This is a genomic window from Flavobacterium sp. WC2416 (assembly GCF_041200095.1).
Taxonomy (GTDB): Bacteria; Bacteroidota; Bacteroidia; order Flavobacteriales; family Flavobacteriaceae; genus Flavobacterium.
On sequence record NZ_CP165626.1, the window covers coordinates 1,942,274 to 1,964,880 of the forward strand.

17 protein-coding genes and 3 tRNA genes are annotated in these 22,607 nt (G+C 34.2%); 8 read left to right on the forward strand and 12 right to left on the reverse strand.

Annotated elements, in window-relative coordinates; translation table 11 throughout:
- The first annotated feature begins 482 nt into the window (after positions 1-482).
- From hutH to AB3G39_RS08235, 3 genes are read left to right on the forward strand one after another with little or no spacing between them, the layout of a single operon-like run.
- Positions 483-1,991 (forward strand): histidine ammonia-lyase, encoded by a 1,509-nt coding sequence (gene hutH / locus AB3G39_RS08225; RefSeq protein ID WP_367770745.1) that lies wholly within the window; start codon positions 483-485, stop codon positions 1,989-1,991.
- 53 nt (positions 1,992-2,044) lie between these two features.
- Entirely contained in the window at positions 2,045-2,689 is a 645-nt protein-coding gene (locus AB3G39_RS08230; RefSeq protein WP_367753923.1) for a DUF47 domain-containing protein, read from the forward strand.
- Positions 2,690-2,725: 36 nt separating this feature from the next.
- The gene (locus AB3G39_RS08235) at positions 2,726-4,078 is read left to right on the forward strand and encodes an anion permease (protein ID WP_369764793.1); all 1,353 of its coding nucleotides are present in this window, start codon (positions 2,726-2,728) and stop codon (positions 4,076-4,078) included.
- A 100-nt stretch (positions 4,079-4,178) separates the two neighbouring features.
- On the opposite strand, the gene AB3G39_RS08240 is transcribed toward AB3G39_RS08235, so the two are convergent.
- The 3 genes from AB3G39_RS08240 to AB3G39_RS08250 form a co-directional block, all read right to left on the reverse strand.
- On the reverse strand, positions 4,179-4,688 hold the full coding sequence (locus AB3G39_RS08240) for a DUF421 domain-containing protein (protein WP_369764794.1): 510 nt from the start codon (positions 4,686-4,688) through the stop codon (positions 4,179-4,181).
- A 3-nt stretch (positions 4,689-4,691) separates the two neighbouring features.
- Positions 4,692-6,062, reverse strand: a complete 1,371-nt coding sequence (gene rimK / locus AB3G39_RS08245; protein ID WP_367753917.1) for a 30S ribosomal protein S6--L-glutamate ligase — start codon at positions 6,060-6,062, stop codon at positions 4,692-4,694.
- A 139-nt stretch (positions 6,063-6,201) separates the two neighbouring features.
- The gene (locus tag AB3G39_RS08250; protein ID WP_369764795.1) at positions 6,202-8,751 is read right to left on the reverse strand and encodes an ATP-dependent Clp protease ATP-binding subunit; all 2,550 of its coding nucleotides are present in this window, start codon (positions 8,749-8,751) and stop codon (positions 6,202-6,204) included.
- A 254-nt stretch (positions 8,752-9,005) separates the two neighbouring features.
- On the opposite strand from AB3G39_RS08250, the gene gyrA reads away from it, so the two are divergent.
- Both gyrA and AB3G39_RS08260 read left to right on the forward strand, forming a co-directional pair.
- Complete coding sequence (gyrA, locus tag AB3G39_RS08255; protein WP_367753913.1) at positions 9,006-11,654, forward strand: DNA gyrase subunit A; 2,649 nt, start codon at positions 9,006-9,008, stop codon at positions 11,652-11,654.
- Between the two features lie 49 nt (positions 11,655-11,703).
- Positions 11,704-12,972: a tetratricopeptide repeat protein gene (locus AB3G39_RS08260; protein WP_367757955.1), complete on the forward strand. Its 1,269-nt coding sequence runs from the start codon at positions 11,704-11,706 to the stop codon at positions 12,970-12,972.
- Positions 12,973-13,024: 52 nt separating this feature from the next.
- On the opposite strand, the gene AB3G39_RS08265 is transcribed toward AB3G39_RS08260, so the two are convergent.
- Complete coding sequence (locus tag AB3G39_RS08265; RefSeq protein ID WP_367770735.1) at positions 13,025-13,786, reverse strand: NlpC/P60 family protein; 762 nt, start codon at positions 13,784-13,786, stop codon at positions 13,025-13,027.
- A 71-nt stretch (positions 13,787-13,857) separates the two neighbouring features.
- Positions 13,858-15,036: an acetyl-CoA C-acyltransferase gene (locus AB3G39_RS08270; protein ID WP_367770733.1), complete on the reverse strand. Its 1,179-nt coding sequence runs from the start codon at positions 15,034-15,036 to the stop codon at positions 13,858-13,860.
- 241 nt (positions 15,037-15,277) lie between these two features.
- Between AB3G39_RS08270 and AB3G39_RS08275 the strand changes: the two genes are divergently transcribed.
- The 3 genes from AB3G39_RS08275 to AB3G39_RS08285 all read left to right on the forward strand — a co-directional run bounded on the left by AB3G39_RS08275 (position 15,278) and on the right by AB3G39_RS08285 (position 15,551).
- Positions 15,278-15,361, forward strand: a tRNA-Ser gene (locus AB3G39_RS08275).
- Positions 15,362-15,380: 19 nt separating this feature from the next.
- Positions 15,381-15,455: transfer RNA gene (locus AB3G39_RS08280), tRNA-Pro, on the forward strand.
- A gap of 22 nt (positions 15,456-15,477) precedes the next feature.
- Positions 15,478-15,551 (forward strand) — tRNA-Arg (locus tag AB3G39_RS08285).
- A 149-nt stretch (positions 15,552-15,700) separates the two neighbouring features.
- Here AB3G39_RS08285 and AB3G39_RS08290 read toward each other — a convergent pair.
- The 7 genes from AB3G39_RS08290 to AB3G39_RS08320 all read right to left on the reverse strand — a co-directional run bounded on the left by AB3G39_RS08290 (position 15,701) and on the right by AB3G39_RS08320 (position 22,117).
- Entirely contained in the window at positions 15,701-16,234 is a 534-nt protein-coding gene (locus AB3G39_RS08290) for a hypothetical protein (RefSeq protein ID WP_369769244.1), read from the reverse strand.
- A gap of 310 nt (positions 16,235-16,544) precedes the next feature.
- Positions 16,545-16,823 carry a hypothetical protein gene (locus tag AB3G39_RS08295; RefSeq protein ID WP_369769245.1) on the reverse strand — a complete coding sequence of 93 codons (279 nt, stop codon included), beginning with the start codon at positions 16,821-16,823 and terminating at the stop codon, positions 16,545-16,547.
- A gap of 2 nt (positions 16,824-16,825) precedes the next feature.
- Positions 16,826-17,221, reverse strand: a complete 396-nt coding sequence (locus AB3G39_RS08300) for a hypothetical protein (protein ID WP_369769246.1) — start codon at positions 17,219-17,221, stop codon at positions 16,826-16,828.
- A gap of 353 nt (positions 17,222-17,574) precedes the next feature.
- A complete protein-coding gene (locus tag AB3G39_RS08305; protein ID WP_369769247.1) occupies positions 17,575-19,677 on the reverse strand; it encodes a VapE domain-containing protein in 2,103 nt (700 codons plus the stop codon).
- 5 nt (positions 19,678-19,682) lie between these two features.
- Positions 19,683-19,952 (reverse strand): helix-turn-helix domain-containing protein, encoded by a 270-nt coding sequence (locus AB3G39_RS08310; protein ID WP_369769248.1) that lies wholly within the window; start codon positions 19,950-19,952, stop codon positions 19,683-19,685.
- Positions 19,953-20,069: 117 nt separating this feature from the next.
- Positions 20,070-20,837 carry a hypothetical protein gene (locus AB3G39_RS08315; RefSeq protein WP_369769249.1) on the reverse strand — a complete coding sequence of 256 codons (768 nt, stop codon included), beginning with the start codon at positions 20,835-20,837 and terminating at the stop codon, positions 20,070-20,072.
- A gap of 2 nt (positions 20,838-20,839) precedes the next feature.
- Entirely contained in the window at positions 20,840-22,117 is a 1,278-nt protein-coding gene (locus AB3G39_RS08320; protein WP_369769250.1) for a tyrosine-type recombinase/integrase, read from the reverse strand.
- Between the last annotated feature and the right edge of the window lie 490 nt (positions 22,118-22,607).

Sequence of the window (22,607 nt, forward strand, 5' to 3'; positions counted from 1 at the left end):
AAGAATGATATGTAGTTCTGTTATTGTTCATTATGATGTGACAAAAATACAGTTTTTTATAAAAATGAAAAACCTTTATTCCGTTTTTGCGAATATTTCAAAAATAAGGATATTATTCACCTCTGATTATGTATTCCTTATTATAAAGGCTTTTTATTGTAACTATTGTTGATTTTTTTTTAAGTAGGAAAGAATTTGAGTAGTTTTTTTGTTGTTTTTTTTATTTGAAACCATTCAAACAGGTGTTTTTTGCTTGTATAAGCTAAAGAATAAGCCACTCTATTGATTCATTTTTCATTTTTTGAATGCAAAAAAGGGTGTGCTTTTTAGTTTTAGTGCTTATTTATAATGGTTTTGTGAGTAAATTATGGGGTAAATTTATAATGCAGGTATGTTTTGATAAGTATTTTAAATTATTAGCAATATATGTTGCTTTTTAATATTGATTTATTGAATTTTGGCTACTCAAAATTCAATACGAAATGGATAATACACATTACATAAGTACCGAGATACTTTCCCTAGAAATAGTTCAAGAAATTATAGCACAACATAAATCGATAGAACTTTCAGAAGAAGCAAAAGTTAATATTCAAAAGTGTAGAGATTATCTAGATAAAAAAATGGCTTCCCATTCGGAACCTATTTATGGAATTAATACTGGTTTTGGTTCTCTTTGTAATGTAAAAATTTCAAATGAAAACTTATCAAAATTGCAAGAAAACCTAGTAAAATCGCATTCGTGCGGTACAGGTGAAGAAGTGCCAACAGCGATTGTTAAGCTAATGCTGTTACTTAAAATTCAATCGTTGAGTTATGGACATTCAGGGATACAATTGCAAACAGTAGAGCGATTGGTCGCTTTTTATAATAATGATATATTACCAGTAATTTATACGCAAGGTTCATTAGGAGCTTCTGGAGATTTAGCACCTTTAGCTCATTTATCTTTGCCATTATTGGGAGAAGGAGAAGTTTATTTTGAAGGAAATAAAGTGTCTTCCAAAGTAATCATGGAACGTTTCAATTGGGAGCCCATCGTTTTGAAATCCAAAGAAGGACTGGCTTTATTAAATGGTACACAATTTATGAGTGCTTATGGTGCTCACATTTTAATGAAAGCGAATAAGTTTTCGTATTTGGCCGATTTAATTGGAGCAATGTCTTTGGAAGGGTTTGATGGTAGAATAGAACCCTTTAATGAGTTAATTCATTTTATTCGTCCTCATAAAGGACAAATAGTAACGGCAAATCGCGTGAAAGACTTTTTAGAAGGAAGTGAAATTATTGAGCAAGAAAAAACTCATGTTCAAGATCCGTATTCTTTTAGATGTATTCCTCAGGTTCATGGTGCATCAAAAGATGCGATGGATTATGTGAAAAAAGTGTTTAAAACAGAGATTAATTCCGTTACAGACAACCCAAATATATTTATCGAAAGTGACCAAATTATATCAGGTGGAAACTTTCATGGTCAGCCTTTGGCATTAGCATTAGACTTTATGGCAATTGCTTTGGCTGAATTAGGAAGTATTTCTGAGAGAAGAACGTACCAATTAATATCTGGATTGCGAAATCTACCTGCTTTTTTAGTTGATAATCCAGGATTAAATTCGGGATTAATGATTCCTCAATATACCGCTGCAAGTATCGCCAGTCAAAATAAACAATTAGCAACACCGGCAAGTGTTGATAGTATTGTATCAAGTAATGGACAAGAAGATCATGTGAGTATGGGTGCCAATGGTGCTACAAAAGCATTGCGTGTAATGGATAATTTGGAGCGGATTTTAGCCATTGAATTGATGAATGCTTCTCAGGCAATTGAATTTAGAAGACCTTTAAAATCGAGTGATTTTATTGAAATGTTCTTGAGTTCTTATAGAGAAGAAGTCTCATTTGTAAAGGAAGATAGAATTTTACATTATGATATTGAGAAAACTGTTGCTTTTTTAAACAGTTTTCAAATAGAAGATGATTTGTTAAATTAAGGTTGGTTTCCAAAAAATAAATCAATTAAATTTGTACCCTAAAAAAATATAAAATGTCATTAAATAGTATATTCCAATTTTTAGTTCCGAAGGATAAAAAATTCTTTCCTCTTTTCGAAGAGGCATCTAGTAATTTAATTGAATTAGCTTCCAATTTACATGAGGCAGTGAATCTTCCTTTGAAGGAAAGAGAAGTTCTTTTTCAAAAGATTGATGCATTAGAACAAAAAGGAGAGGATATTACACGCCAAACTAATCTAGAGTTGAGTAGAAATTTCATTACTCCATTTGACAGAGAAGATATTCACTCATTAGTGACTTCAATTGATAATGTGGCAGACCGTTTGCACGGTGCTTCTAGTATTATGCGCTTGTATCAAGTGGATAAAATTACGAAGTCAATTAGAAAATTAACAGAAATCAATCTTGACGCTTGTCAAAATATTGATGCAGCAGTTAAGGAGTTGAGGAATTTAAAAAATATTCCAAATATTACTGCAGCTTGTGCTAGAATTTCGAAATTAGAAAATAAATCAGATACAGTTTATAATAAAGCTGTTTTTGAGATTTTTGAAAATGAAACAGATGCTAAAAACATAATTAAATATAAAGAAGTATTATCTATTTTAGAAACTGCGACTGATAAATGTAAAAGTGTTGCAAGTGTTTTAGAATCAATTGCCGTTAAGCATTCTTAAAAATTTCGAAAATTTCTCAATCTTTCAATTAAAATTATGTTTACTCTACTAATAGTTATTATAGTATTGGCCTTGATTTTTGATTACATCAATGGTTTTCACGATGCCGCAAATGCCATTGCTACCGTAGTTGCAACCAAAGTTCTTTCCCCATTTCAAGCAGTTGTATGGGCTGCTTTTTTTAATTTCTTAGCGTACTGGGTTTTTGGTTTAGGTGTTGCTAATACTGTTGCAAAAACGGCTGATTCTAGCCAGATTAACTTGACCGTAATTCTTGCGGGAGTTGTTGCGGCCATCATCTGGAATCTAATTACTTGGTGGCAAGGGATACCTTCTAGTTCCTCTCATACTTTGATTGGAGGTTTTGCTGGAGCGGCTATTGCTCATGCCATTGCTGTACACGGATTTTCTGATTATGTTATTGTTGAAGACGGAGTAGAACACATCAAGCATTGGTATAATATTGTAAGTTGGTACAAAGCAGGTAAAGATGGAGGGATGCCTTCAGGTGTCGTTATTATCATTGCATTTATTGTATTGGCACCTCTTTTAGGAGCTGTCATGTCGTATTTTATTTCTATTTGGTTACTCAATGCCTCAAAGAAGAGTTTGTTGCCTAAATTGTTTACAATAGCATTAATGATAGGCTCTGTTTTATTTGTTTATAACCAAATGGTACCCTTCGAAAAAATAGAAAACCCAAGATTTGCAACTTCTGTTTTTTGGAGTATAGTATTTGAATCACACAATATAAAGTGGTTTTTAGTAGCTTTTATAATCATATCGATATCCATTTTTGCTTTAGTATTTAGTAGTTTAAATTTACATAGAGCGGATGCGGTTTTGAAAAAAATGCAGTTGTTGTCTTCGGCAGCTTTTAGTTTAGGACATGGAGGAAATGATTCGCAAAAAGTAATGGGAATTATTGCAGCAGCAGTAGCTGTTTATATTAAGACCAGCGGTGTTGATATTGTAAGTCTTCCTGAATGGTTGCAAGTGGTTTTGCCAAATGATGAAAAAGGAATTAAAGGAGTAATGCCAGAATGGATTCCATTGGCTTGTTATACTGCTATTGCTATAGGAACTTTAAGTGGTGGCTGGAAAATTGTAAAAACAATGGGGTCAAAAATCACTAAAGTAACATCATTTGAAGGAGTTGCTGCAGAAACTGCTGGAGCTTTGACACTTTATTTTACGGAGCATTTTAAAGTTCCAGTAAGTACAACTCATACTATAACGGGTTCGATAATAGGGGTAGGTTTGACTAAACGTATTTCGGCTGTTCGTTGGGGTGTAACGGTAAGTTTGTTATGGGCATGGGTTTTAACTATTCCGGTTTCAGGATTATTGGCAGGGTTAGTATATTATATTCTAAGATTGTTTATATAATCTGAAAATAAATATTTACTAAACAAAAAGAGATCCAGTTTTAAATTAAACTTGGATCTCTTTTTGTTTTTATAAGTCAGTAAAAGTTATTTTTTTTAAACTAGTGGATTGTTTTTTTTACTTTTTTCTTTCTTTTATAAAGACTCTGTTTCAAATTGATATTGCCAGTAATAATACTAATGTTGCCATCAATCTCTAACATTGATAATTTCACGTCCTTAAAATGTTCTACTCCATGTTCTCTCATGGCTTCTCTCAATTCTTCAGAAGTAATATTTAGTCTACTTAAAGTTTTAAATTCTAATGTTCCATTATGAATCAAAATCTCAGGCTTTTCTATAAAGAAATTATTGATTTTTTGATATTTGAACATTATTTTTTTTAATATAAAATTGATACCAAATAAAACGGTTGCTGCAATCAAGCCTCCGTAAAGGCTAGAATCATTTCCAACCATTGCATTTTGAACCGAATTACTAATTAGTAATATCAAAATAACATCGGCTGTATTGAGCTGTGATAATTCTTTCTTACCAAAAACGCGTAATGCTATTACCATAAAAAAATATACGGTGGCACTTCGAATGATAATATCGAGATAGGGATTCACTTTTTATTTTATCTTAAAATTCTTCTCGATGGCTTTAATCATTTCGCCTGCGATATCTTTGTTTGTGGCGCCTTCGATTCCTTCAAGCCCAGGAGAAGAATTTACTTCTAATAGTAATGGCCCTTTTGCAGAACGAATAATATCTACACCTGCTACTTTTAAGTCCATCGCTTTTGCAGCTTTTATGGCTATGCGTTTTTCTTCAGAAGTTGCTTTTATTACTGTGGCTGTTCCGCCAAGGTGTATGTTAGCTCTAAATTCACCTGGCATAGCTTCACGTTGAATAGAAGCGACTACTTTTCCGTCGATCACAAAACAGCGAATGTCTTTTCCATCGGCTTCTTTGATAAATTCTTGAACTAATATATTAGCATTAACACTTTTGAATGCATTGATTACACTTTCTGCCGCTTTTTTTGTTTCAGCAAGTACAACTCCTTTTCCTTGAGTTCCTTCTAATAACTTTACAATTAATGGAGAACCACCTACCATTTTTATTAAATCATTTGTATCTAATGGAGAATTCGCAAATCCAGTAGTAGGAATACCAATACCGCTATTTAATAATAATTGGAGGGAATATAACTTGTCGCGAGATTGTGTAATAGCGCTTGCAGAATTTAAGCAAAATACTTTTAATGCTTCAAATTGCCTAGTTAATGCACAACCATAAAAAGTGATACTTGGTCTTATTCTTGGAATAATGGCGTCAAATTGATTTAAAATGATACCACCTCTATAATGAATTTCAGGAGTTTGAGCATCCAGTCTCATATAGCATTCTTTAATGTTTAAAAAATGCATTTCGTGACCACGCATTTCCCCTGCTTCCATTATACGTTTGTTAGAGTATAATTCAGGATTACTGGCCAAGACACCAATACGTAGACCTGTTGGTGCTTTTTCAGCATTCACATATAACTCTTTTAGCGCTTCTGAAGTGGGTTGACCTAAAAGGTATTTTTGCTCTGGATCAACAAGGACTCTACCGCTCATGGCTTCTCTACCTAAAAGCATTCGAAACCCCATTGAATCTCTGTTGGTCAATGTCATTTCGATAGGCCATGTTGATTCTCCAATTTGTAAATTAGTTTGAATTACATATCGTTGTTCTCTAAATCCACTAGAGCTTTTGACTATTCTTTTGTCGATTAAAGGAGCTTCGCAATGAATAACGGTCTTAAGGTTGTTTTGAATAGGATTTATGTCAAATCGTACCCAATTGGATTCGTTTTTTATGAAAGGAGCAATATTTATTGCATGTAGAGCCGATGTTTTTGCGCCCGAATCTACACGTGCTTTAATCGTGGGGATTCCTAATTCAGGAAAAGAACACCATTCCTCACTCCCTAGTATTACTTTATTTAGAGGCATATTTTTATTTTTGTTTGATTTGTATTATAAAATTCAAATGTAAATATATGTTTTTAATATTGGGTATAATTAACGTAAAGAAAAAGTCCGTTACTTTATATAAAGTAACGGACTTTTTAATAAATTAGAGGATGTATGCTTATGGGTTTGTTGGTTCACCAGCTTTATGTACATGTACATTTAATTCTTGTGCTCCATCTTCTATATCCATAAAAATCTCATCTCCTGATGTAATTTTTGAAGTTATAATTTCTTCAGCAAGCGCATCTTCAACATATTTTTGAATGGCTCTTTTTAGAGGCCTAGCTCCAAATTGTCTGTCAAATCCTTTTTCAGCAATAAAAGATTTTGCTTTATCAGAAAGGGTTAATTGGTATCCTAATTCAGAAACTCTAGCATATAATTTTTTTAATTCAATTTCGATAATCAAATCAATATCGTGTTTTTCTAAAGCGTTGAAAACGATTACGTCATCAATTCTGTTTAAAAATTCGGGTGCAAATGTTTTCTTAAGCGCATTTTCAATAATACTTTTTGAATTATCATCTGCTTGAGCAACTTTGGCAGCGGTACCAAAACCAACACCTTGACCAAAATCTTTCAATTGTCGTGCTCCTACATTAGAAGTCATGATGATGATTGTATTTTTGAAATCAATTTTTCGGCCTAAGCTATCTGTCAAATACCCATCATCAAGAACTTGTAGCAACATATTGAAAACATCAGGATGTGCTTTTTCTATTTCATCTAATAAAACAACACAATAAGGTTTGCGACGTACTTTCTCAGTTAATTGTCCACCTTCTTCGTATCCAACGTATCCTGGAGGCGCTCCAACTAAACGCGAAATTGCAAATTTCTCCATGTATTCACTCATATCAATACGAACCAATGCATCTTCGGAATCAAATAATTCTTTAGCTAGAACTTTGGCCAATTGTGTTTTTCCAACTCCTGTTTGACCAAGAAAGATAAATGAACCAATAGGTCTATTTGGGTCTTTCAATCCTGCGCGATTTCTTTGAATTGAACGCGCAATTTTAAGTACAGCTTCATTTTGTCCAACTACTTTGCTTTCTATGAGCTCCGGTAGTTTGGCTAATTTGTTACTTTCGGTTTGAGCGATACGATTAACAGGAATTCCTGTCATCATCGAAACTACATCGGCAACATTGTCCTCTGTAACTTCGATTCGGTTGTTTTTAGCATCCTCTTCCCATTGTTCTTGAGCAATTGCTAATTCTTTTTCGATGCGTTTTTCATCATCACGAAGTTTAGCTGCTTCCTCATATTTTTGTTTTTTGACAACAACATTTTTTAGTTCACGGATATCTTCTAATTGACGTTCTAAATCAAGAATTTTTTTAGGTACCTCAATATTGGTAATGTGAACACGTGAACCTGCTTCGTCTAAAGCATCGATAGCCTTGTCCGGTAAAAATCGTTCCGACATGTATCTATTTGTCAACTTTACACAAGCCTCAATCGCTTCGGGTGTGTAAGTAACATTATGATGGTCTTCATATTTATTTTTGATATTATTCAAAATGGTAATCGTTTCCTCAACTGATGTTGGTTCAACAATTATCTTTTGGAAACGTCTTTCTAAAGCACCGTCTTTTTCAATATATTGTCTGTATTCATCAAGAGTAGTTGCTCCAATACATTGGATTTCTCCTCTTGCTAATGCAGGTTTAAACATGTTAGATGCATCTAGTGAACCAGTTGCTCCTCCAGCACCAACAATGGTGTGAATTTCATCAATGAAAAGGATGATATCATCATTTTTTTCCAATTCATTCATTACCGCTTTCATGCGCTCTTCGAACTGACCTCTGTATTTAGTTCCCGCAACAAGACTAGCTAGATCCAATGTTACTACCCTTTTGTTGAATAGGATTCTTGACACTTTCTTTTGTATGATGCGTAAAGCTAAACCTTCTGCAATAGCAGATTTACCAACTCCAGGTTCTCCTATAAGCAGTGGATTGTTTTTTTTACGTCGGCTCAAAATTTGGCAAACACGTTCAATTTCTTTTTCACGTCCTACAACAGGATCTAATTTTCCTTCTTCGGCCATTTCGGTTAAATCTCTTCCGAAATTATCTAAAACAGGTGTTTTGGATTTTTTGTTAGATTTATTGGCGGGATTATTAAAATTACCTTCTTTAAGACTGTCATCTTGTCCTGAATCTTCATTGTAGGAGTCGGATGCTCTTGGTAAATTTTCTAAGAATTCTTCTTCGTTTGGTGTCATATTTATGTACTGTTCTTTAGCTACGTCATAATCTATTTTAAGTTTATTTAATAGCTTGGTTGTGGGATCGTTTTCATTTCTTAATATGCACAATAATAAATGTGCAGTACTTACAGAGGAACTTTGAAACACTTTTGCTTCTAGAAAAGTAGTCTTCAATGCGCGCTCGGCTTGACGTGTCAAGTGTAGGTTTTTCTTTTCTACATTAGTATCTAAAGTAGGGTTTGCGGGGCTAAGTATTTCGACCTTTCGTCTTAAATGATCTAAATCAACAGAAAGGTTATTTAATATTTGAATTGCTTTACCATTACCATCTCGAAGGATACCTAGCATCAAGTGTTCAGTACCTATAAAGTCATGACCCAATCGCAAAGCTTCTTCTTTGCTATAGGTTATAACGTCTTTTACTCTTGGTGAAAAATTATCATCCATAATATATATTTAGTATATGTAAATTTAGTGAATTACTATTTGAAAAACAAAAATCGTTCCTAAGAAGTCGTGTCAGCTAATTGACAAAAAAAAAGATAAAATAATGTTGAATATTTGTTAATTTATTAAACAAAAGCGAATGTTAATTTGTTAATAAATCATTGAAATAAGTAAGTTAAAATGCTTTGAAAAATTTCAGAAAGCCGTATATTGGCACGTTTTGAAACTAATATAATTATTTAATATAACAACTTATGTCTGAAGGAGAAAAGTTAATTCCTATTAACATAGAAGATGAAATGAAAACGGCTTACATTGATTATTCGATGTCAGTAATTGTATCAAGAGCACTTCCAGATGTTAGAGATGGCTTGAAACCAGTACATCGTCGAGTACTATTTGGTATGCATGATTTAGGAGTTAATTCAAGATCTGCGCACAAAAAGTCCGCAAGAATTGTCGGAGAAGTTTTAGGTAAGTATCACCCTCACGGAGATACCTCAGTTTATGACGCCATGGTTCGTATGGCTCAAGAATGGAGTATGCGTTATTTATTAATTGATGGTCAAGGTAACTTTGGTTCAGTAGATGGAGATAGTCCTGCTGCCATGCGTTATACGGAGGCTAGAATGCGTAAGATTTCGGAAGAAATTTTAGCGGATATTGATAAAGAAACAGTTGATTTTAAATTAAATTTTGATGATACGCTTCAAGAGCCAACAGTAATGCCAACTCGTGTTCCTACTTTATTGATAAACGGTGCCACAGGTATTGCAGTAGGTATGGCTACTAATATGCCTCCTCACAATCTTACGGAAGTAATTAATGGGACATTGGCCTATATGGACAATAATGACATTGAGGTTGATGAATTAATGAACCACATTAAAGCACCAGATTTCCCTACTGGTGGTATAATTTATGGTTATGAAGGAGTTCGAGAAGCTTTTAAAACAGGTAGAGGTAGAGTAGTGATGCGCGCCAAAGTTGGCTTTGAAGAAGTGGATGGTAGAGAATCTATTATTGTAACTGAAATTCCTTATCAAGTCAATAAGGCAGATATGATTAAGCGTACTGCTGACTTAGTAAATGAAAAAAAAATAGAGGGTATTGCAAATATTCGTGATGAATCAGATAGAAACGGTATGCGTATCGTTTATATCTTGAAACGTGACGCTACGCCTAACGTAGTTTTGAATACTTTGTATAAGTATACCCAACTGCAATCTTCTTTTAGTGTTAATAACATTGCAATTGTAAAAGGTCGTCCTCAAATGTTGAATCTGAAAGACTTGATTCATTATTTTGTAGAACACCGTCATGATGTAGTGACTCGAAGAACTCAATTTGAACTAAAAAAAGCCGAGGCAAGAGCACATATTTTAGAAGGATTAATCATTGCTTCTGATAATATTGACGAAGTGATTGCCTTAATTAGAGGTTCTAAAAACACTGAGGAAGCTAGAGAAAAATTAATCGAAAGATTTAAATTGTCAGATATTCAAGCGCGTGCAATTGTAGAAATGCGTTTGCGTCAATTAACTGGTCTGGAACAAGACAAGTTAAGAGCTGAGTATGACGAATTGATGAAATTAATTGAACATTTGAAAGCGTTATTAGCAGATGTGAACTTAAGAACTGCATTGATCAAAGAAGAATTAGAAGAAATTCGGGATAAATATGGTGATGAACGTCGTTCTCAAATAGAGTATTCTGGTGGGGATGTAAGTATCGAAGATTTAATTGCTGATGAAAATGTAGTAATTACAATTTCACATGCAGGATATATTAAGCGTACAAATCTAACGGAATATAAAACTCAAAATAGAGGAGGAGTTGGACAAAAAAGTGCTGGAACGAGAGATCAAGATTTCTTAGAGCATATGTTTGTGGCAACAAATCATCAATATATGATGTTCTTTACTCAAAAAGGGAAATGTTTCTGGATGCGTGTTTATGAAATTCCTGAAGGAAGTAAAACGGCTAAAGGGAGAGCAATCCAGAATTTGGTAAATATAGAGAGTGATGATAAAGTGAAAGCTTTTATTTGTACTCAAGATCTAAAAGACCAAGATTATATTAAGAGTCATAACTTAGTTATGGTGACTAAAAAGGGTCAGGTTAAGAAAACTTCATTAGAGAAATATTCTAAACCTAGAATAAACGGAGTTGCAGCTATTACTATTAAAGAAGGTGATGAATTATTAGAAGCTAAATTGACAAATGGTGAAAGCCAAATTATATTAGCTGTTAAGTCTGGGAAGTTAGTTCGTTTTGAAGAAACAAAGACCCGTCCAATGGGAAGAACAGCTTCTGGAGTACGTGGAATTTCGCTTAAAGACGATAATGATGAAGTGATTGGCATGATTACTGTAGATAAGGATGCTGTAAACGATTCTCAAGTCTTAGTAGTAACTGAAAATGGATACGGAAAACGTACTAAATTAGTTGATGAAGATGGAGAAGATGTTTACCGTATAACTAATCGTGGTGGTAAAGGAGTGAAAACTTTAAATATCACTGAGAAAACAGGAAGTCTTATTTCTATTAATGCAGTAACTGATGCAGATGATTTAATGATCATCAATAAATCAGGATTGACTATTAGAATGGCGGTTGAAGATTTACGAGTGATGGGACGTGCTACTCAAGGTGTGAAACTGATTAATCTAAAAGGGAAAGATTCTATTGCTGCAGTTACAAAAGTAATGAAGGATGATGAAGAAGAGGTTGTTGTTGACGAAGACGGAAATGTTATCGAAGTAGAGACAATTGAAAGGGTGAAACCTGTTCTTGAAGTTCTTGAAGAAGAAGTAGGAGTTGATGATGATTCAGATGACGAAGAAGACGAGGAAGTTGAAGATGAGGCTGAAGAGGATGACTCAGACGACGATGAAGCATAGTTTAAATAAATAAAAAAAGAATAATTATTAAATAACAAAAATGAATATTATGAAAGGTAAATATGTAATACTTGCATCAGCATTATTGATATCAGTAGCTACTTTTGCTCAAAAAGATGAAATTAAAGCGGCAGAAAAAGCATTAAAAAAAGGCGATTCTCAAGAAGCTGCTACAATTTTGAAAGGTGCTGAGTCTTTAATTTCAAATGCATCAGACTCTGAAAAAGCACAATTTTTCTTTGTGAAAGGAAATGCTTTTTTGGACTTGGCAAATAAAAATATAGATACTGATAAAAATTTATCTATAGCATCTGCGGCTTATTTGGATTTGCTGGCAGCTGAGAAAGCTTCAGGAAAATCAAAATATTCAACTGAAGCAGCTACTTCAATTACAGCAATAAAATATAAGTTGATAAATAGTGCGATAGCTGATTCTAAAGTGAACAAAGATCTTGAAAGTGCTCAAAAATTATATGACGCTTATTTATTAGATAAAAAAGACACTTTAAATTTATATTATGCAGCGTCTACTTATGTAAATGCAAAAGAATATGACAAAGCGTTGAAATTGTACGATGATTTGAAGACAATGAACTATTCTGGAAAAGGAACAAGTTATTTGGCTGTAAATAAATTGACTAGTGAAGAAGATCTTTTTGCTACCGTTCAAGAAAGAGATAGAATGGTGAAAATGGGGACACATGAAAAACCACGAACTGAGGTTATTCCATCAAAAAGAGGAGAGATATATAAAAATATGGCTTTAATTTTAGTTGAAAAAGGGAGAACTGATGAAGCTAAAAAAGCAATTGCTGAAGCTAGAGCGAATAATCCTGATGATGATTCATTAATTTTGACAGAAGCTAACTTGTATTTAGAAACTAAAGATTTTGATAAATATAAAAAATTAATCTCTGAAGCTTTAGAAAAAAATCCTAATGATGCAGATTTAGTTTTTAATTTAGGAGTTGTTAGCTATAATGCTAAAAATGTAGTTGATGCTGAGAAGTATTATAAAAGAGCAATTGAAATTAAGCCTGATTATGTAAATGCATATCTTAATTTAGCTATCATGAAACTGGACGGTGATAAAGTTATTTTTGAGGAAATGAATAAATTAGGAAACTCAGAGAAAGATAACAAGCGTTACTTAGTTCTTAAAAAACAAAGAGAAGTAGTTTTTAAAGATGCTTTGCCATATTTAGAAAAAGCAAATGAATTGGATCCTAAAAATGAAGAGGTTAAAAACACGTTGATAAGTGTTTATGGTGCTTTAGAAATGACTGAAAAGAAAAAAGCATTAAAAGATAAAATGTAAATCTTACATAAGTATAAAAAAACCTATCTGTTTCAGATAGGTTTTTTTTTTGTTATATAATTTTTTTGATAACCCTAAGTTTGTGTGTGTGTTTGTTTATTTCTGGATTGTATATGCCTAAGTGATCTAATCTGTCTATTCTTATTTTTCCACTTGCATGAATGATGTAGTTGTTTTCCATAATTATTCCTACATGGATAATATTTCCATCTTCATTGTCAAAAAAAGCCAAGTCTCCAGGTTCACTCTCTTCAATAAAACTTAACGCTTCCCCTTGAGTTGCTTGTTGTGAAGCATCTCTTAATAGTTTATAACCATTTAGTTTGTATACCATTTGAGTAAAACCGGAGCAGTCTATACCAAAAGGAGTTTTTCCTCCCCATAAATAGGGAGCGTTTAAATATAAAAAAGCAGTATTGATCAGTTCTTTTTTGTCTTTAATGCCATTTATTTTTGTGCCTTCGAAATAAAAATTATTGACGTTAATCTCATTGTTATTTATAAATGATAATGACGATCCTAAAGGAATAGGAATTAATAAATTAGAATTTCCAGTTATGTATTCAATCAAGTCACCATTGAGAATAATCGTATCATTTGAAAGTTGGATGTAATTAGCCTCGGAAATCAATTGATATTGTTTAGAATCTACCCAGCCTTCATACCTATCAAATTGCATTTTGATTCGAGACCACTGTTTAAATTGTTCAATAATTTCAAAATGTTCACCAAATAAAACTTGAGAAACAATTTCGCTTTTATCACTGGGTTCAAATCGTAAGGGGATTATTGCTAGATTACAAATTCCGAACATTTAGATCAATTTATAAGTTGAAATTATGGGTTGTAAGATTTTGGTGCTTAAAACCCATAATTTATGATTATTTAAGCTCTTTCAATTACAATGGCAGAAGCGCCACCACCACCATTACATATAGCAGCTGCTCCAATCTTACCGTTATTTTGTTCTAGTACATTGAGTAGCGTAACTATAATTCGTGCCCCAGAACAACCTAATGGATGTCCTAGTGAGACAGCGCCACCGTTTACGTTTACTTTGTCATTATCTAAACCTAAAATTTTGGCATTTGCAAGTCCTACAACTGCGAACGCTTCATTGAATTCAAAGTAATCAACTTGGCTAGTTGTTAGACCTACTTTTTTTAATGCTTTGGGTAATGCTTTTGATGGACTTGTAGTGAACCACTTTGGCTCTTGAGCCGCATCTGCATAGCTTTTTATGTAGGCTAGTGGTTTTAGTCCTAATGACAATGCTTTTTCTTCACTCATTAAAACTAATGCAGCAGCTCCGTCATTAATAGTAGAAGCATTTGCAGCTGTAACCGTACCATCTTTAGTAAATACTGCATTTAATGTAGGGATGCGATCTATTTTTACGTTTGTAAATTCTTCATCTTTAGAAACTATAATTGGGTCTCCTTTTCTTTGTGGGACAGCAACTGGAACTATTTCATTATCAAATTTACCAGCTTCCCATGCTTTTGCAGAACGAGTATAAGACTGTATAGCGTAATTATCTTGATCTTCTCTTGTGAACTTATATTCAGATGCACATAAGTCAGCGCAAACTCCCATTGCGTTGTTGTCATAAGCATCCGTTAAACCATCTTTTTGCATTCCGTCAACCATGGTTGATGGACCAAACTTGGTTCCTGTTCTCAAATTCATATAATGTGGAATCAAGCTCATGTTTTCCATTCCTCCAGCTATGACGATCTCTGCATCACCACACTGAATTGCTTGGGCTCCTAGCATTACTGATTTCATACCAGATGCACATACTTTATTTATTGTAGTACAGGCTACGCTATCAGGTAAGCCAGCATAAATTGCTGCTTGACGCGCAGGAGCTTGTCCTACACCTGCCTGAACGACATTTCCCATAAAAACTTCGTCAACTAAATTTGGATCTAGATTTATTTTGTCTAAAGCTCCTTTAATTGCAATTGCACCTAATTTTGGTGCAGAAACGGTAGATAATCCCCCCATAAAACTTCCGATAGGTGTCCTAACGGCAGAAACGATAACAACTCTTTTGTTCATAACTTATAAAATGTTGGTTTATATAGCAAATTTACTCTTTTTTGAACAAATTTTTGTTTTTGACTAAGTATTATATTTTTTCAAAATTAAAGTGAATTTTTATTTCAAGCTATATGTTTGATTGTGAACTGTTTTTAGAATAATGTCAAAAAAACATAAAAAAAAGCCTTAAAATAGTTGTGGGAAACGTAAAGTTGTCTTAAATTTGCAACCGCAAAACGAGACACGTTTCTTTGAGCTTGGAGGGGTGCCAGAGTGGTAATGGAGCAGTTTGCTAAACTGTCATCGAGTAATCGGTGCCAGGGTTCGAGTCCCTGTCCCTCCGCTTTATATTTTTTGCAGTACGGGGTGTAGCGTAGCTCGGTTATCGCGCCTGCTTTGGGAGCAGGAGGCCGCAGGTTCGAATCCTGCCACCCCGACTAATTTTCTTACACGAGCAATGGAGGCATAGCTCAGCTGGATAGAGCACCTGCCTTCTAAGCAGGCGGTCGAAGGTTCGAATCCTTCTGCCTTCACAAAAACCCTTGTAATCTGTTGATTATGAGGGTTTTCTGTTTTTAGTTGCCAGTTTAGTTGCCTTTTTACGTTGTTAATAACTTTTTAAGCATAAAAAAACCGCTCATCTCTGAACGGTCTAATTGAACCAATTTAATTAAATATATCTTTATTCCAATTTCTTCAAATAGGATAGTAAACCCTCTTGTGAAACCTCAACTTTGTAATCGGCTGTTTGGCGAAGCGGATAAAAAAGTTGACTTACATAACCGAAATTAAGATTGAAGCCAAATTCAGATTTTAATTTATTCAGATCATTTGCAACACGCTCCACGACTTCGAGGGCTTCGGCTTGTTTCACGGTCGCATACACTCGGTACTTTTCCCTGATTGCTTCCAGCTCTTCGGCTGTTGGAGCTACAAAGGACAAACTTCCACGGTTTTTATTGTAGAACACTTCTAAGGCTTTGAACTCGTCTTTAATGCCTCTGCTGTCCAAATTGAAGTCAAGCGTACTATTTGGAAAATCAGTTTTAAAATGTGGCAATACGTCCGTTTCCCAATTGTTGACGCTCTCCAGCTCTAAGCCTAATTTCGCCAGCCCTGCCAGTAATTGCACGCCGTTTTTATAGCCTAATTGTTTTTGATTAATTAAGCTTTCGGCTGCTGCATTGTTTTCTGATAATAAAATTCTTGTGTTCATAGTTTATGTATTTTTTGCGTTCCGTTCTAGGTGGTGCGCTATACCTTAAATTAATTATATAATACTACAAAGCCCCTATAGGTCTTTAGGTTTGTATCGGCTTTAATCTCTGATAGCGTGTTAAGCATTCCATTTAACACGGCTTCGGGGTTATCAATTACGGTGCAATCATCGTTTAAGCGTATCGACAATACGAATAGCGGGAAAGAATTAAGCGTCTGTTTAAAAACAGTAAGACGGTCTTCAAGGCTCACACTCTCGTTATTTATAAATACCTCTAATTTGTCCAGCGAATCGATTTTTATCCTTCTCATTTTTCAAGTTTTAAAGGTTCGTTTATCTGAATTACAACGGGCTGGAAGCGGTCAGTAATTTCTGCATCGAGTTCAATTTTACTTTGCTTTGGCAAAACGTACTGGAGCATCTTAACCAATAGGTTTGCCCTGTCCACTGCTTTTAGTTCTGTAAGCAATTGTGGCAAATTGAGTATTTCATCATTTATGGTTTTTAACACAAGCTCTCTTGCTTTTGCGTTAACCTTATTGGGGGTGTTTTTTGAACGTCCCCCCGTTTTGGCTCTTGTTGTCATAATTATCTATTTTGTTCTACTTTAGAAGTTTTGTCGTAAATACGCACCTTGATAGCGTTATCAATTTTAATCTTAAGGAGCTTTAACTCGTCGTCGCTTAGTTCCTTTAAATTACCTTGAGTGATCGCTGTTAACTCTTTCGCATCGACTGCCATTGTAGCCAAGTATCTTCTGAATAAATTTGAGCGTTCAGGAGCTTTTGCAGGAGCTTTTACAATTGGAGCAATTGCAGTTGCTTTAGGGATGGGCTTTTTTGCCAACATTTTAGCAATAATATTTTTTAGCCTCACAAGGTTTGCACTGGGTTTGTGAACTGTCTTTGGTTTTTGAACCATTCCTGCCGCAACGGCTTTAAGATTGAACTTTTTGCCGTTCACGATAATAGTTTTTGTTTTCATAGTTTTGAATTTATTTGTTTACGTTGTTTATTCTGAAAATATCTGTTTTGTAGTAGCACCGTTCTTTTGGCTACTACGCTAGCTACTACGGTTTAAGTAATTGATTTTTAAAACTTTAGGTGGTTATTGTAGTAAGTAGTTAGCGTAGTAGCCATTTTTTCCCTTTATAGGGGTAAATACTACCTATAGTAGTCCTATCTAATCCCTGTATGTGTGTATTATTTATAGTCTTATATATAAACTAGTTACTACACTTACTACAACTACCGTTAAGCCTTTATTTTACTAAGGTTAACAGCGTAGTAACAAAGTAGTTTTTCGATTACTACGCTGTTACTACGTACTACACCGCCTTAATCATAATTGTAATTGATTTTTAGCATATATCCGTATTTTGGCGAGCCGTTAATCCTTTTAGATTTTCGGTCAAATCCTAACTTCTTAAGGGCTGCACCGATTCTGTTAATAGATAAATTTTGTCGGGTGTATCTCTCCAGCTCAATAGCTATATCAGTACTTGTCAAAAAGCTATTTTCATCAACCAGGAAAACTTTTTCGATTAACTCAACATAGCTATCCACCGCCTCAAAATTTTGATTCTGTTGGCTTTGTAACGCCCTCTCTGCTTCGCTTAGAACGCTGGTCTCTCCTTGTAGGTGCAAATCATAGATAACACGCCAAACTTTGTCTAAATCTATCTTGAAATACTTTTCGAGGTCAAAGGCTTTCACGTTAATAGTCAAAAATCTTGTATTCCCTGTGCTATCGTTAAGAAAGTTAGATTGGTTAGTAGTTGCCATTACTATGGAAGAACGGAACATTTGTTCGTGGTTTCTCCTGTACGGTCTCCGCTCGAATATGTCGTAAGAAGCCGTTAAATTCTTAAAATCAGCTAGAGTACGGTGCTTAGTTAAAATTTCCTCAAACTCGTCAAAACAAGCTACTAATAAGCTGCATAGTGCAATTTTGCCGTCGGTCATCTTGTTTGGATTGAAGTCTATCACTTTGCCGTATTGCTTTAAGATAGTCGCCAGTATATTTTTAGAGAATGAAGTCTTACAAGCGTTCTGCTCTCCAGCTAATACGAGAACGTTTTTAGTCATACGATTGTGGAGGTGCAAGTCAAATAAACCTAACAGCCACCGAACAAGATATACCTTAATTAGGCGTTTTGGCGTTTCACTTATGATACAGTCAGTCATCTTGTCAAGCTCGTCAAAGTCTAAAAAATCCGTAGGCACTACCTTTTCCAAATCCTTAACGTAATCCAAAAATGGTTGATACTGATTTCCATTTGCGATAACATCGATACACGACAATAAAATATCTTTTGATTGATTTTTTCCGCTGTAAAGGGATAATTCCGTCAACATACTACTAATATGATAGTCATTAAGCGGTGCGCCATTAATCTCGATAACTCCGGTTAATTGATTTAAACGGATTCCTTTTTCTGATAGATATTCTAGTATTAAAGAGTAGGATTCCTTGCCGTTCGGCTGCATAGGCTTTGCCTCTGCTGCTCTAGTTCCGAAGCCCTCAGCATACAAAGCCGCCGCCGTATCTGAAAAGTTACCTAAAAAATCCCTGTACGCACGTGCCGCCGCTGGTGTGATCTGCTGCTCTGCTGGGTAGTCCGTGCCAGTACTATGTAAAAACATAAGATTTTCGGCTTTGTAAATATATCCCGAATGTGCGGACGTTGCCCCGTGGCGTTTTATGATTAGTTTGTCTTTTTGCTCTTGGACAATCTCGAAATCATCACCCACGACCTCCCAAATATCGGTTTTTGCGTTGTAATCGTCAAGGGGTGTAATATTACCCTCAATTGCTTTTTTAGTGGCTTGTGGGGCTTGTGTGCGCTTCGCTTCCTCATAATTATACATTCGGGAGAATGAGAATAAGGTTAACCTATCGGTATCACTGATATATTCAATTTCAAAATAGCTTTTCTTTGAAATTTGATTCTCGGGATAAGCGAAAATATATCCGCCTACCCCTCTAGTTTCAAGGATCACTTGCTGGTGTCCTTTTAACTTTGCGATTTTTTGGTTCTTCTCGACTAACTTAGTTTTGAAAAGAATGTGATAGCCCCCATTTTTAGTTTTATATATAACAAACTTTTCCGCAAAATCGGGAATTGCTGTTTCTAAATAGCCTATATATTCGCTCCACCAATCAACTCTTTCTGCTTCGTTGTCTAGGACTTTCAAATCCACGTCCATACATTCCAAATCCTCAAAGCCTGTAACTATGCCAAAACCTTGTGTCGTCTTAGCGGCGTACTGCTTTAGCAAATTGTTAAGGGGCTGTTTGTCAGACTGCCACGGCTTCCAAGGATAGTTCGGCTGCTTATTATCTCCTACGGTAATGATTGAAAATTTTTCGTGAAAAGAAGTAATTAGTTTGCTATCTTTACTTTGTATATTGCGGTGGGTGCTTTCGGTGGTACTCATCGCAATTATCTTTTATACTTCAAAGACTTGACCTCTGAAAGCCCTTTTTCAAATTGGGATTCATCTATGAGGATTCTGCGACCGATTCGAGTGGCTTGGATTTTACCCTCTTTAATATAATTACGGATTGATAGCTCGGAAAGTCCGTTTCTTTTCGCAATGTCTTTTACTGAGAAACGTTTATTTTCGGTGGTTGTGGTTGGGTGCTTTAAGTCCAATAATAAAGCTTCGATATTACTTAGACGATTCTCTAAGATTTCAAAAGGGTTGCTCATTTGTACCAATTATTAAATTAATATTAATTTCTTGGTACAAACTTATGCCTTATTATTATGTAACTAATTGATTATCAGGTTGTAAAAAGTTGTATACAACTAAATACAACCTGTGTTCTATGCTTTATGCCTATTAATCAATGGTTTGAGTTTTGCGTTGATTTTATCGGTTGCAATTGGGGTAAAGTCTTTGGCTTTTCTTAAAGCTTCATAACTCTTTATATCTCTGTTAAAATACACTTTCATAGCTTCGTGAAAAGATTTCAATTGACTATCTGAGAGCACTATTATATTTTCTTCACTTAACAGCTCCAGCATTATTTTTAAGTTCGCACCGACTTCAATATTGAATGTTTCTTTTAACTCCAGCGCAAAGGCTTTTTTATCTTTTACGTTTTGGATAAAATCTAAGAAATCAACGGGTTTGATTTTCGGCTCGGCTGGGTTGTATTCTTCTAACCAGTTCAAATATCTTTGAGTTGGTTTTGTAAAGGCTGGATCTTTTGAAGACACTTTAAATTTATCTTTTGTGTCTTGTAATTTTGCAAAAGTTCGCACAACCTCATCATCATAAAACTCCTTAGCCAAAACGCTCTGAGGTAAATTTAAAGCCTCGTTTTCCTTAATGTATCGTTCTAACTTCAAATTATAATATTCGTTAAAAAGCGACGGAACTTTAGTAGGAAACTCTATATTTCCATTTTCAAAATAGTACTTTTTTGCGCCGTCGATTTCTGAATATATTTTATTTGTACGTCCGTCAATAACAATGTGGTTATCGTTAATTATTGTTTTAGTACTAATACTGCCCTCGCTTAATTCTGCTGCTCTTTCGTGGCTAAATCCCAAACGTAATAAAGCTTGTTTTGTCGTTTCTTCGATCATAACTAGATAATTTTTTTTAAAGGGATTTCAACACTAAAAACTTCATCCATTGCCTCCTTTGTCTGTTCGTCATCAACTTGGTAATATTTATTCAAGGTTGCCATATCTTTATGCCCCGTGGCTTTCGCAATCAATTTATCTGAAACGCCTTTTCTTTTCATCATAGTTATAAACGTTCTTCGGGCGGTGTGCGTGGTTATCCTATTATAAAAAAAGTCCTCTGTCCTTTCAACTTCACGCCCTCGGTTTGTTGCCTTTTCTATTTTCTTTAAAAATTCCATTTCTTGAAAAGCATCTTTTAAATATTTGTTTTGTTTTTGATTCGCAATTAATGGTAATTGATAATCGTATTTAGCCAAGATATATTTTGAAAGTGTTGTTAATGGAATATTTCGAGGCTCTTTAAATACTCCTTTTTCTTCTTTTAAAACAATATGCGTTTCAGTTACATTGCTTTTTGAAATTAACGACAATTCGCCAAAACGCATACCAGTAACACACGCAAAAACGAATACATCTCGGACACGCTCCAAACTTTTAGTTTTGAAGGTATGCCCCATAATTTTGTTTAAATCCTCTATTGTTAGCGCAATTTGGCTTGTGGCTGTTTCCTTTATGATATGCTTTTTACTGTCGTCAATATTGAATTTTTTAAACTTTTCGTTATAGGTGTATTTTCTATCAATTGCCCAATTCATAAAGGTTTTAAAGAAAGTTAGGTTTCTTAAATAGGTATTATTTACGTGCTTCAATGTGTTAAGTGAATAGTCTGTAAATTCAATGTGAAACTTTTCATCAATACGATTGAATGTAAGAGGATAGTTTTTAGCAATCTCAAATCTTTCGAGAATGTTTCTTATATTTTGATACCTTGTTTTTGTTCCTGCAGTCCATTGAAGTTGCCCGATTTTCTCATTAAAAAACTCGTCATACTTTTCAAAGAAAATATTTTTTCCTTTTGGAGTTCTTTTAAATTCTTCGTCAAATGCTCTTTTTAAAGTATCTTGTGTGAAAGGCTCGTTAATCTTTTTGCGTTCACTCTCGGTTATTTGCATCAAATCTGAATACCTATTCAATTGAATTTTGATCGATTCAAAAAACGGGGCTTTATCCTTTCCATTTTGAAAAGGGAACTTGTTTTTTGCATCCCAATTTTTCGGATGGATTTTTTCGCCTGTGGAATAGATAAATTTTTTATTTTCGTCTTTGAAGAAACAAGAAAATAAAATCAATGTTTCTTTGTCGGAATTGGGTTCTTTGAGTTTAAAGGTGTATTTCATACCGTTGCCAGTTTAGTTGCCAAAATTGTTATTAATCGTTATAAAAGCGTAATGATAAGCAAATATAACATATAGTCGAAGCGTTACAAAAGTTATGTAAATACACTTACTAACAACATATTAAGTACTAACTAGTTGCAATACTTCTGCCTTCACGAAACCGATCAAATATATTTAATGTATTTGGTCGGTTTTTTGTTTATATATTATTGATTTTTAGTTATTTGCCTCTTTTTTGTGCTATTATCTCATTTCTACATTTTTTTGATCTTTTTGCTGTATACCAATGAATTTTTCGTTTGTTGCGTGTTAAATTGATGTAAATCAAATTATTATGAATTAATTTTTTTTTTACGACAATTGGTTCGAATGTCCTTTTAGGGTAGGTAACAGGATTCGAACCTTGTTAAATGGTTGATTTATAATGTTTTATTGTAGTGATAAATGCATTATGACTGTAAAAAAATCAAATAAAGTTATATTTTTATAA